Origin of the sequence: Pseudomonas sp. zfem002, from assembly GCF_032621685.1 — a bacterium.
Classification (GTDB): domain Bacteria; phylum Pseudomonadota; class Gammaproteobacteria; order Pseudomonadales; family Pseudomonadaceae; genus Aquipseudomonas; species Aquipseudomonas japonica.
This window is the reverse complement of sequence record NZ_JAVYJH010000014.1, coordinates 18977-30622: the sequence shown is the minus strand read 5'-3', so window position 1 is coordinate 30622 and position 11646 is coordinate 18977. Positions and strand designations below refer to the sequence as shown.

At 65.3% G+C, this 11646-nt stretch carries 9 protein-coding genes; 3 read left to right on the top strand and 6 right to left on the bottom strand.

The features are described 5' to 3' along the window. Positions 1 to 116: 116 nt before the first annotated feature. Both RTI28_RS16855 and RTI28_RS16850 read right to left on the bottom strand, forming a co-directional pair. Entirely contained in the window at positions 117 to 521 is a 405-nt protein-coding gene (locus RTI28_RS16855; protein ID WP_316921512.1) for a hypothetical protein, read from the bottom strand. A 281-nt stretch (positions 522 to 802) separates the two neighbouring features. Continuing rightward, positions 803 to 2482, bottom strand: coding sequence for a methyl-accepting chemotaxis protein (locus tag RTI28_RS16850; protein ID WP_316921511.1), 1680 nt, complete (start codon positions 2480 to 2482; stop codon positions 803 to 805). 439 nt (positions 2483 to 2921) lie between these two features. On the opposite strand from RTI28_RS16850, the gene RTI28_RS16845 reads away from it, so the two are divergent. After that, a complete protein-coding gene (locus tag RTI28_RS16845) occupies positions 2922 to 3866 on the top strand; it encodes a Ppx/GppA family phosphatase (RefSeq protein WP_316921510.1) in 945 nt (314 codons plus the stop codon). Positions 3867 to 3888: 22 nt separating this feature from the next. Then, a complete protein-coding gene (locus RTI28_RS16840) occupies positions 3889 to 4905 on the top strand; it encodes a transporter (RefSeq protein WP_316921509.1) in 1017 nt (338 codons plus the stop codon). A gap of 324 nt (positions 4906 to 5229) precedes the next feature. Here the strand turns inward: RTI28_RS16840 and RTI28_RS16835 are convergent, their stop codons facing one another. From RTI28_RS16835 to RTI28_RS16820, 4 genes are all read right to left on the bottom strand, one after another. Beyond that, positions 5230 to 6684, bottom strand: a complete 1455-nt coding sequence (locus RTI28_RS16835) for an inorganic phosphate transporter (RefSeq protein ID WP_410479007.1) — start codon at positions 6682 to 6684, stop codon at positions 5230 to 5232. A gap of 234 nt (positions 6685 to 6918) precedes the next feature. After that, positions 6919 to 7836, bottom strand: a complete 918-nt coding sequence (gene ppk2 / locus RTI28_RS16830) for a polyphosphate kinase 2 (protein WP_316921507.1) — start codon at positions 7834 to 7836, stop codon at positions 6919 to 6921. A 64-nt stretch (positions 7837 to 7900) separates the two neighbouring features. Then, positions 7901 to 8755, bottom strand: a complete 855-nt coding sequence (locus tag RTI28_RS16825) for an AraC family transcriptional regulator (protein ID WP_316921506.1) — start codon at positions 8753 to 8755, stop codon at positions 7901 to 7903. A 1043-nt stretch (positions 8756 to 9798) separates the two neighbouring features. Further along, positions 9799 to 10266, bottom strand: a complete 468-nt coding sequence (locus tag RTI28_RS16820; RefSeq protein ID WP_316921505.1) for an Lrp/AsnC family transcriptional regulator — start codon at positions 10264 to 10266, stop codon at positions 9799 to 9801. A 127-nt stretch (positions 10267 to 10393) separates the two neighbouring features. Between RTI28_RS16820 and RTI28_RS16815 the strand changes: the two genes are divergently transcribed. Next, a complete protein-coding gene (locus RTI28_RS16815; protein ID WP_316921504.1) occupies positions 10394 to 11635 on the top strand; it encodes a Zn-dependent hydrolase in 1242 nt (413 codons plus the stop codon). The last annotated feature ends 11 nt before the right edge of the window (positions 11636 to 11646 follow it).

Here is an 11646-nt window from a genome sequence, read left to right as displayed (position 1 = left end):
TGATCTGGACATGCCGTTCGCCGGGCACGGGGCCGCCGGCGAAACGAGCGCCAGATAGTTGCAGTTGGTTGGCCGAAGAGGGGCGACCGAAAGTTCGGTCGCCGATTGATGAAGTATTAAAGTGTGATGGTAGGCGTGGGGTAGAAGAGGATATTGAGTACGAACAATATCATCCAGAAACCGATTTCAAGTGTTTCGGTAATTGGCTGGATCTTCTTGATTGCACCATAGACATGCACGACGAACATTAACGTGAAGACCACGAACAATACATCGAAGGCATAACTGAAACTGGTGCCGGTGGTGGCCGAACGCAACATGCAGAACTCCACGACGAGAATGAACGCGCCGAGGCAGCGGCCGAAGTAGATGGCCAGGTGTTCGTGTTCGGGAATTGTCCATTGCATCAGCCGGGCCCATTGCAGCGGGGCAACGAAGATCGGCAGGGCAAAGAACAGGGTGGTCGCGATCATCAGGGTGGTGATGTATTCCTTGCTGTATTGCGCATAGTAACCAAGCATCGAAGAACTCCTTGTTCCAAGGACGTAGTGATACGCCGTGCAGTAATTATTGTTTTTGTGACTGGCTGGTTTTGCGGCGGCAAGTATTGCGAGCGCCGACAAAGCGTGTCAAGCGTGAACAAGGGAGTAGTACCAAAGGTGCAGGGAGGTGTACAACCAACTGATACAGTCGATTGTTTTGCATTGAGACGAATGGGCGGCGCGGTTATATCAGATTGAAACAACTTGGTTGGTTTAAGTGCGGTGGGCGTATTGAAACCGCCCACCATGAATTTTTTTATTCAGATGCGGAATTGCCGCACCAGTGCGCGCAATTGCCCTTCCAGGCTCGACAGGCTCTGCGCGGTCAGTGCGCCCTGGCGGGTCTGTTCGGCGACGCTGTCCACCGACTGGGCGATCTGGTGCACGCTACGGTTGATCTCCTCGGCCACCGCGGTCTGTTCCTCGGCGGCGCTGGCGATCTGCGCGTTCATCGAGCTGATGGTGCCGATCAGCGCCGCCATGGCGTCCAGCGAGGTGCCGGCTTCGCTGGCCTGGTCGCGGGTGCGGTCGCCGCTCTCGCAGGAGTGGCGCATCGATTCCACCGCCGAATGGGTGCCGGCGGTGAGGCGGTCGATCATCTCCTGGATTTCCTGGGTGCTCTGCTGGGTCCGGCTGGCCAGGCTGCGCACCTCGTCGGCGACCACCGCGAAGCCGCGCCCGGCTTCGCCGGCGCGGGCGGCTTCGATGGCGGCGTTGAGGGCCAGCAGGTTGGTCTGTTCGGCGATCGAGCGGATCACCCCGAGCACCCCGACGATGGACTGCACGTCCTGTTGCAGGCTGTCCAGCGACGTGCCGCTGCCGCGGATGTTCTCCACCAGGGCATGGATGCGCTTGATGCTGCCGTCCACCACCTGGCGCGCCTGCTGGCCCTGGCTGTCGGTTTCCTGGGCGGCGTGGGCGGCGTTCTGCGCGCTGTGCGCGACCTCCTGGGCGGCGGCGGACATCTGGTTGATCGCCGTGGCCACCTGGGTGGTTTCGTGGCGCTGCGCTTCCATCGCCTGTTCCGAGCGACGGCTCTGGCTTTCCACGGCTTCGACCAGGCTCGACAGTTCGCCGCTGACCTCCACCACCTGGCGCACCAGGCCCTGGATCTTCTCGACGAAACGGTTGAACGACGCTGCCAGCTGGCCCAGTTCGTCGTTGCCGGCGCGCAGGCGGTGGGTCAGGTCGCCGTCGCCGGCGGCGATGGCGTCGAGATTGTCCTTCATCGCCTTGAGCGGCTTGAGCAGGGTGTTGCTGAGCATCAGCCCGGCGACGCCGAGGATCACCAGGAGCACCGCGGCGATGCCCAGGATGCTGGCGAGGATCGAGTCGATGCGCTGGTCGATCTCGCTGCGCAGCTCGCCGATGCGCAGTTCGATGTTGTCCAGGTTCACCGCGGTGCCAACGGCCATGTCCCATTTCGGCAGGTAGAAGCTGTAGGCCAGCTTGGGCACCTGCACGCTTTCGTTGCCGGGCAGCGGCGAGCTGTAGTTGACGTAGTGGCTGCCGTCCTTGGCCACCCGCACCAGTTCGCGGTTGATATAGACGCCGTTGACGTCCTTGCGGTCGCTGAGGTTCTTGCCGACGTCCACCGGGCTGTCGCCGCGGAACAGGCGGACCACGTTGGAGTCGTGGGCGAAGAAGTAGCCGTCCTTGCCGTACTTGATCTTCGCCAGCAGGGCGATGGCCTGGTCGCGGCTGGTCTGGTCGCCGGCGGGAGCGGCGTCGTACAGGCCCTGCACCGCGCCGATGGCGATCTGCATGGCGTTTTCCAGGCTCTGCCGGCTTTCATCGAGCAGGCGCTGGCGGGTCTCGCTGATTTCGCTGTCGGCGAGATTGCGCAGGATGCGGTCGGCGGCGCCGCTGATGACCAGGGCGAAGACCAGGACCGGGAGTACGGCGAGCAACAGCAGTTTTGTTTTTAGAGTCAGCTGCATGGGTGGATCCTCAGTGGCAAGGGCGCAAGGCGAGGGGGTTTATCGGTTCATCGGCCTGGATGGGGAAAGCTGAAGATCCGGGGGGACCGCGTTGCGATCTTGCCTCGTAGGAGCGTGGTTTGCCCGCGAAGGCATGGGTATCTACACAACTTTGAAGGCTTGCCGGGGGGACCGCATCAAGGCCGCCAGGTGCCTGTCTTGAGGCTTGCAGCGCTCTGAAGATCGAGCGCCGCCCGCGCGGCGCTCGATCTCACAGGCGCTACAAGACTCAAGACAGGCACCTGGCGGCCTTGACGCGGTTCCCCGCCAAGCCGTCAAAGATGTGTAGATACCCATGCCGCGAAGGGCCGCAAAGCGGCCCCCATGGCCCGTCACCGAAGTGTCATGAAACAAGAGGTAACATCCCGCCATTGGGCCACCCGGCCACCAGGATTTCTCCATGAAAGACAGCGCCCCCCTGTTCGCAGCGGTCGATCTCGGCTCCAACGCATTTCGCATGACCATCGCCCAGCCCGTGCCGGGCAACCGTCGCCCGCTCATGCGCAAGGTGAAAAGCCTGCGCGAGCCGGTGCGCCTGGCCGAAGGCCTGCATGGCGATGCCCTCGACGCCCTGGCCGTGGAACGCGGCTGGCAGGCGCTGGAGCGCTTCGGCAAGCACCTCAGCGGCTTCCAGCAAGGCCGCGTGCGCGCCGTCGCCACCAGCGCGGTGCGCCAGGCGCGCAACGCGGCGCTGTTCCTCGAAGGCGCCGAGGCGCGCCTGGGCTTTCCCATCGACGTCATTTCCGGCCAGGAAGAGGCCGCCCTGGTGTTCTCCGGCATCGCCCACAGCATGCCCTGCGACAAGACCACGCGCCTGGTGGTGGACATCGGCGGCGGCTCCACCGAGCTGATCGTCGGCCGCGGCAAGCGCCCGGTGTTCAGCGAAAGCCTGAGCATCGGCAGCGGCACCTTCGGCAAGCGCTACTTCGACGGCGGGCGCGTCGACAGCCGTGCCCTGCAGCAGGCGGAACATCACGCCAGCCTGGTGTTCGCCCAGGTCGACGGCTATATCCGCGAGCACGGCTGGCATGCGGCGATCGGCTCGTCCGGCACCGCGCGCATGCTCTCCCGGGTGCTCAAGGCCAACGCTTTCAACGACGGCGGTGGCGACGGCATCACCTACGCCGGCTTGCTGCGCCTGTCCCTGGCCCTGCTCGAAGCCGGCCAGGTCAAGCGCCTGCGCCTCGACGGCCTGCAGCCACATCGCCAGGGCATGCTTCCCGGCGGCCTGGCGATCATGCTGGCGGCGTTCAAGGTGTTCGGCATCGACGACATGACGCCGTCCGAGCCCGGCCTGCGCGTCGGCCTGCTGCACAGCCTGATGGGCAACGGCTCGCGCCACTGATCGAGCTGCCCCGAGCGTGCGCATGATCACCACCCAGGGCCATCAGCAGGACGCCGACCTGAATGGCCTGCTTTATGGCTTCGTCTTCCGTCCCGGCCAGCCGGGGCGGGAAATCGACTCCTCGCAGGCGCTGGAGCTGTTGCTCGATCCCGGCGATCCCGAGGCCTTTCTCTGGCTGCACATGAACCTTGCCCACGCCGCCTGCGAGCGCTGGATGAAGGGCAGCCTGGACCTGCCGGAGACCTTTTTCGAAACCCTGCGCGAAGGCTCGCGCTCGACCCGCATCGAGCATGCCGACACCGCCTTGCTCGCGGTGGTCAACGACGTGGTGTTCAACTTCGGCCTGGTTTCTTCCGACGTGTCCACCCTGTGGGCCTGCGTGCGCCGGCGCCTGCTGGTCAGCGCGCGCCTGCAGCCGCTGCATTCGGTGGATCGCCTGCGCTCGTCGGTCAAGCGTGGCGAGCGCTTCGCCTCGACCATCGAGCTGCTGGTGCACCTGCTTGGCGACCAGGGCGACCTGCTGACCCAGATCGTCCGCGAGACCACCATGAACGTCGACCGCACCGAGGACCAGTTGCTGTCCCAGCGCCTCAGCGACAACCGCGCCGAGCTCAGTGCCATGCGCCGCGTGCTGGTGCGCCTGCAGCGCCTGCTGGCGCTGGAACCGGGGTCGTTGCTGCGCCTGCTCAACCGCCCGCCGGACTGGCTGCGCGAGGAGGACATCCGCCAGCTGCGCGCCGCCACCGAGGAGTTCTCGGTGATCATCAACGACCTCACCGCGCTGGTGGAGCGGATCAAGCTGCTGCAGGAAGAGATCGCCGCCAAGCTCACCGAAGAGAACAACCGCACGCTGTTCACCCTCACCGTGGTCACGGTGCTGGCGCTGCCGATCAACATCATCGCCGGCTTCTTCGGCATGAACGTCGGCGGGGTGCCGCTGGCGGACGATCCGCACGGGTTCTGGGTGCTGGTGGTGCTGGTGGCGACGTTCACGGTACTGGCCGGGCGCTGGGCGTTTCGCAAGCGGGGGGATTACTGAGGGTCTTCTGTCGTTCTTTCGGGCATCATCGCGGGTATTGCCCGCTTGTGTCTTGAACCAGAGGTACGGGTGCGGGAATCGTGTGTTGATCCATTTGCCAAGGCGACGCCAAGTCACCTTTTCGCCCTTACGGCGACCCACTTTTGCGCTGTTCAAAAGTGGGTCGCTGTAAAAGCGAAAAGGTGACTCAAGGTCGCCTTGGCCAATGGATATGCACGCAAGCCTCAGCACCAGCCCCAGGACAGTTGCTCCCACAGGGTCCGCAGCCACACAGAACCCTGTAGGAGCGGGCATTGCCCGCGATGAGGCCCGAAAAGACACCCCTCAGAACAGCTTGCTCAAGATCCAGTACAGACAACCCGACAGCAGGATCGCCGCCGGCAGGGTCAGCACCCAGGCCATCAGCAGGTTGCGCACCGTGGCCCACTGCAGGCCGGTGCCGTTGGCGGTCATGGTCCCGGCGACGCCCGAGGACAGCACCTGGGTCGTGGACACCGGCAACCCGTAGATGTCCGCCGCACCGATGGTCAGCATCGCCACGGTCTCGGCCGAAGCACCCTGGGCATAGGTCAGGTGGGTCTTGCCGATACGCTCGCCGACGGTGATGACGATGCGCTTCCAGCCGACCATGGTGCCCAGGCCCAGGGCGATCGCCACGGCCACCTTGACCCACAGCGGGATGAAGCGGGTGGCGTCATCGATCTGCTTCTTGAACGCCTGGACCTTGGCCGTGGTGTCGGCATCGAAGCCGCCGACCTTGTCCTTGTCCATCAGGCGGATGGCTTCCGAGGCCAGGTACATGTCGTTGCGCACGTTGGCCATGGCCTGCGCCGGCACCTTCGACAGCGAGCCGTAGCCCTTGACCTGGGCGCCGATCTGCCCGGACAGCACGGCCAGCGCCGGCACCAGCTCGGGGGTGACCTGGCGGGTCCGCACGTAGGTCTCGAGGACCGGGCGCGGTTCGGCCGGGGCCGCCTGCGGGGCGCTGCGCTGCAGGGCCAGCTGGGTCACCTCGGCGACCGCGGCGAACTGCGTGGCCTGGCTTTCCGGCATGGTGCGGTTGAGCGCATAGGCCATCGGCAGGGTGCCGATCAGGATCAGCATGATCAGGCCCATGCCTTTCTGCCCGTCGTTGGAGCCGTGGGCGAACGACACCCCGGTGCAGGTCAGGATCAGCAGGCCGCGAATCCACCAGGGCGGCGGCGCGTCGCCCTTGGGCGCCTTGTACAGCTCGCGGTGCTTCACCAGCAGGCGCAGGACCAGCAGGAGCAGCGCGGCGCAGATGAAGCCCACCAGCGGCGACAGCAGCAGCGAGTAGCCGACCTTGGTCGCCTGCGCCCAATCCACCCCGGAGGTGCCGTCGCGGCCGTGCATCAGGGCGTTGGCCACGCCGACGCCGATGATCGAACCGATCAGGGTGTGCGACGACGAGGCGGGCAGGCCCAGCCACCAGGTGCCGAGGTTCCACAGGATCGCGGCGATGAGCAGGGCGAAGATCATCGCGAAGCCGGCCGCGGAGCCGACCTGCAGGATCAGCTCCACCGGCAGCAGGGCGATGATGCCGAAGGCCACCGCGCCGCTGGACAGCAGCACGCCGAGGAAGTTGAACACCCCCGACCAGACCACCGCGAAGTGCGCCGGCAGGGAGTTGGTGTAGATCACCGTGGCCACCGCGTTGGCGGTGTCGTGGAAGCCGTTGACGAATTCGAAGCCGAGGGCGATCAGCAGGGCGATGCCGAGCAGCAGGAAGGGCGTCCAGGTGGTGATGACGGCGTTCATCTCGCCGACGTCCTGGACCAGGCTGTAGGCCGAGAAGCCAATGCCGGCGAGGAGGATGACGACGAACAGGGCCGAGGCGCTCAGCCCGGGCTTGTGGCTGAGCCGAGGGCGCTGGCCCTCGGCGGTCGAGGCGGGTGCGGCGAGGCTGCTTGAGTCCATGTTCCGATACCGGTGAGTGTGGGGCAGCGGCGATTATCGGAAGTGGATGTTACAAAGTGTGTCGCGCCCTCGGGTTCAGTAGACCTCTGGCACGATCAGCTCGTCCGGCGTCGGCGTGCGGCTGTAGTCGGCCTGGCGCACTCGTTGCGGCAGCGACACGCTCGGCGTTGCCACCTCCTCGTAGGGCACCTGGGCGAGCAGGTGGCTGATGCAGTTGAGGCGGGCCTTCTTCTTGTCGTCGGCCTGCACCACCCACCAGCGCGCCTCGTCGATATGGGTGCGTTCGAGCATGATTTCCTTGGCCTTGGTGTAGGCCTCCCAGCGCCGCCGCGACTCCAGGTCCATGGGGCTGAGCTTCCACTGCTTGAGCGGGTCGTGGATGCGGCTGAGGAAGCGCAGGTTCTGCTCCTGGTCGGAGATCGAGAACCAGTACTTGATCAGGGTGATGCCGGAGCGCACCAGCATGCGTTCGAATTCCGGCACGCTGCGGAAGAACTCCTCGTACTGGTCGTCGCTGCAGAAGCCCATGACCCGCTCGACCCCGGCGCGGTTGTACCAGCTGCGGTCGAACAGGACGATCTCGCCCGCCGCCGGCAGGTGCGGCACGTAGCGCTGGAAATACCACTGGGTCTGTTCGCGGTCGTTCGGCGCCGGCAGCGCGGCGACCCGGCAGACCCGCGGGTTGAGGCGCTGGGTGATGCGCTTGATCACACCGCCTTTGCCGGCGGCATCGCGGCCTTCGAAGATGATCACGATCTTCTGGCCGCTCTTGACCACCCAGCTCTGCAGTTTCACCAGTTCGCCCTGGAGTCGGAACAGCTCGCGGAAATAGCGGCGGCGCGCCGCTTTTTCCGGGCTGTCGGGGAGGTTTTCGTCGAACAGCTCGTCGAGGTGCCCGGCGTCTTCGGCCAGTTCCAGTTCGAGCTCTTCATCGCTGTGGTCGACCAGCTCGTGGTAGATGCGCTGGATCAGGGAGTCATCGGTCAGCAACATGGTGTGCCTCGTTCACGGGTGTGCCGCCGATGGTAGGGCGCCTGCGTGGCAGGCAGGTGACAGCCTATTGCAGGGGCACGTAGATATCCGTCTGCCACTGCTCCAGCGGCGTCTGCGGATGCACGCTGAGGTACTGGAAGAACAGCGGCTCGTCGCGCAACTCCTCGCCGCTGGCCGGCAGCCAGTCGCGATAGACCGGGTAGATGGTCTCGCCGATGACGTCCGGCGAGCCGTGATGGCGCACTACCGCGTAGCGTCCGCCGGCGATGCGTCGCTCGCCGATGCCGAAGTCGTTGGGCCTGACCGCTTCGTCGATCTCGCCGCACACGGCGAAGCGGAATTCCTCCGGCGGGGTGGTATCCGGGTTGTTGAACGGGATGCCGAAGGTACGGCTGCTGGCCACCGGTGACTGGCCGCTGTGCAGGCGCCAGTCGATGAAGCGGCGCACGGTGTCCTGGACCAGGCCGGGCGGGCCGAGGTGTTCCAGGGCGGCGACGCGGACTTCGGCGAACTCGACGATCTTCACTTGCATGCTGATGCTCCTTGAGAAGTGGGGGATGGCGAACACCGCATTCCACACCTGCCATTCCGGTTGCTGGCGGAAGGCGCTGGGGCTGGTGCCGAAGTCGCGGCGAAAGGCCCGGCTGAATGCTTCGGGACTTTCGAAACCGGCGTCCAGCGCCGCCGCCAGCACCGAGTACTCCGCCTGCCCGGCCAGCCGCCGCGCCGCCCGGCGCAGGCGCATCAGTTGCACGTAGCGGGCAACCGGCACGCCGACGTAGGCGCTGAACTGGCGGTGGAAGTGGTACGCCGAGAAGTTCGCCACCTGGCTCAGGGTCTTCACCGACAGATCGCCTTCGAGATTGGCGTCGATGTAGGCGAGGACGGTGGCGAAGCGGGTGGAGTAGGGGCTGGGCATCTGCGGGGTACCGGCTGGGGTGGTTGTGCGATGGGGCTCAGGATGAGGGAGCGCTGATCGCGAAGCCTAGCCGCAGTTGCTGGATTGGGGGAGGGGCCCGGTATGTTTGCCAATGCTCGTAGGAGCTGGCTTGCCTGCGATCGGCGGCGCAGCCGTCGTAAATCCTGAATCCGCAGTGAGCCTGACACACCGTGGATACCGGTTTTACGACTGCTTCGCAGCCGATCGCAGCATAGGTATCTACACATCTTTCTTGCAGGACGTAGCTCGTCGTTGTGATACCGACTTTCGCCAGGCTAAGCCGCTTTTGCTTTTTTTATGCCGGGAACCTGAGAACGACGCGATTCGGCCCGTCGCCCGGCCGAGTGGAGGTGTTGCGGAGTCGGGATGGCGGGCAGGAGCCCGCCAAGCGCCGCAGGCCAGGGACGGCCCGTTGGCGCGTGCCCGATGGAGCGGCACCGGAAGGAGGGGACCCGAAGCGTAGCGTAGGGCCGGGTGTCGGGACGTGGGCGTTTTTGGTTACTTTTGCCGCCCAGCAAAAGTAACCCCGCCGTGGGGGCGGAAAGGTGATTTCGCGGCGCTGGAGGGAATGGATATGTCCCCGGTTTTCGTACCCATGGCCTTGGTTGTCCCGGTCCCTGTATCCGGGGCATATCCGTTGGCGGTGGCGACGGAAAGTCACCTTTCCGCCCTCACGGCGGGTCACTTTTGCTGGGCGGCAAAAGTAACCAAAAACGCCAGCGTTCCGACATCCGGCCCTACGCTGCGCTCCGGGTCCCCTCCTTCCGGCATCGCTCCATCGGGCACGCGCCGACGGGCCATCCTGGCCTTACGGCGCTTGGCGGGCATCCATGCCCGCCATCCCGATTCCGCGATACCTCCACTCGGCCTACTGACGGCCCGCGGAAAATCAAAAGCAAGATCAAAAACCAAAGCCAAAGCCAAGACGAGGAGCGAGACAAGACCTGTGTCAGCTTTCACTCCATTGAAGACTTGTGTAGATACCCATGCCGATCGCAGGCAAGCCAGCTCCTACAGGCCCATCAGCGCCAGTCCACCGGCACATTCAGCCCGACCTTCACATTGCTCATCGACACCAGGGTCTTGAAGCGCTTGACGTTGTTGCTCTCGAAGAACAGCGTGCGGGTCAGCTCGGTGTACTGCTCCATGTTGCGCACCGCCATGATCAGCACGAAGTCGCATTCCCCCGCCACGTAGTAGCACTGCTGCACCTGCGGGCAGGCGAGGAAGGCGCGTTTCATCGCATCGAGCAGGTCGAGGCGCTCGTTTTCCACTTCCACTTCGGTGATCACCGTCAGGCCGTAGCCGAGCGCGACCGGATCGACCAGGGCCACGCTCCGGCGGATCACGCCGTCGGCATTGAGTTTCTTCAGGCGCCGATTGACCGCGGCAGGGGACAGGTTGACCCGCTCGCCCAGCTCCTGCTGCGAGGTGGTGGCGTCCTGCTGCACGGCGTCGAGCAGGGCGAGGTCGAAGGGATCGAGGCTCATGACGGTGGATTTCCTGAAAACGGATGGGTGCGGAATAAAATTTCATTTTGCGGGCGAAAATCAAGAAATAACTGCGCGACGTTGAAATAGCATTTACCTCATCGACGAACAGCCACGGAGTACCTTGATGAACCTTCAGCTCGACGGCGCGCTGCTGCTGGACCAGATTCGCATCCTCGGCGAACTGGGTGCCGACCCCGTGCACGGCGGTCGCACCCGCATCGCCCTGAGCGACGCGGAAAAGGCCGGTCGTGACCAGTTGGTGGCGTGGATGAAGGCGCTGGACCTGGACGTGCGCGTCGACCGGATCGGCAATATCTTCGGCACTTTGCCCGCGGCGCCCGCCGCCTCCGGCGCAGACCTGGCGCCCTTGATGATGGGCTCGCATATCGACACCGTGACCAACGCCGGCGCCCTCGACGGTTGCTACGGCGTGCTCGCAGGACTCGCGGTGGCCCGTGCCTACCGGGCGGCGGGGGTGCTGCCGTCGCGGCCGATCACCATCGGCGCCTTCACCAACGAAGAAGGCGTGCGCTACCAGCCGGACATGATGGGCTCGCTGGTCTACGCCGGCGGCCTGGATCTGCAGGTGGCGCTGGACACCCGCGGCAACGACGGCACTCGCCTTGGCGACGAACTGGCCCGCATCGGCTACGCCGGCGACCTGCAGCCCGGCGCCATCGTGCCCCATGAGTACCTGGAACTGCATATCGAGCAGGGCCCGATTCTCGAAGCCGAGGGCATCCAGATCGGTGTGGTGGAAAACCTCCAGGGCATTTCCTGGCAGCAGGTCACGGTGCAGGGCAATGCCAACCATGCCGGCACCACGCCGACCCGCCTGCGCCACGACGCCGGCTACGTGGCCTGCGCTGCGGTGACCGAGGCCCGCGCCATCGCCCGGGACTCCGCGGGCACGACCCTGGCCACCACCGGCTGCATCGCCTTCGAACCCAACGTGATCAACGTGATTGCGCGCAAGGCGGTGTTCACCGTCGACCTGCGCGACCCGGACGAAGCGCGGCTGCAGCAGGCCGAACGACGCTTCGCCGACTTCCTCGAACGTATCGCCGCCGAGGAGGGCGTGACGATTTCCAGCGAGCGCCTGGTGCGCTTCGAACCGGTGACCTTCGACCGCGACCTGGCCGGGCAGATCGAGGCCAGCGCCGCGCGCCTGGGCCTGATGCACCGGCGCATGACCTCCGGTGCCGGCCACGACGCGCAGATGATCGCGCGCATCGCCCCGGCGGCGATGATCTTCGTGCCCAGTCGCGGCGGCATCAGCCACAACCCCCGTGAGCACACCGACGACGCGCAACTGGTGCTGGGCGCCGAAGTGCTGCTGGACGTGGTCGCCCGCCGACTCGCCTGATTTCCCCTTTC

Bases quoted from the DNA above. Each gene is read 5' to 3' on its own strand.
- RTI28_RS16840 (WP_316921509.1), top strand. From the start codon at position 3,889: ATGATCACCACCCAGGGCCATCAGCAGGACGCCGACCTGAATGGCCTG.
- RTI28_RS16850 (WP_316921511.1), bottom strand. From the start codon at position 2,482: ATGCAGCTGACTCTAAAAACAAAACTGCTGTTGCTCGCCGTACTCCCG.
- RTI28_RS16845 (WP_316921510.1), top strand. From the start codon at position 2,922: ATGAAAGACAGCGCCCCCCTGTTCGCAGCGGTCGATCTCGGCTCCAAC.
- RTI28_RS16815 (WP_316921504.1), top strand. From the start codon at position 10,394: ATGAACCTTCAGCTCGACGGCGCGCTGCTGCTGGACCAGATTCGCATC.
- RTI28_RS16855 (WP_316921512.1), bottom strand. From the start codon at position 521: ATGCTTGGTTACTATGCGCAATACAGCAAGGAATACATCACCACCCTG.
- RTI28_RS16820 (WP_316921505.1), bottom strand. From the start codon at position 10,266: ATGAGCCTCGATCCCTTCGACCTCGCCCTGCTCGACGCCGTGCAGCAG.
- RTI28_RS16825 (WP_316921506.1), bottom strand. From the start codon at position 8,755: ATGCCCAGCCCCTACTCCACCCGCTTCGCCACCGTCCTCGCCTACATC.
- RTI28_RS16835 (WP_410479007.1), bottom strand. From the start codon at position 6,684: ATGAACGCCGTCATCACCACCTGGACGCCCTTCCTGCTGCTCGGCATC.
- ppk2 (WP_316921507.1), bottom strand. From the start codon at position 7,836: ATGTTGCTGACCGATGACTCCCTGATCCAGCGCATCTACCACGAGCTG.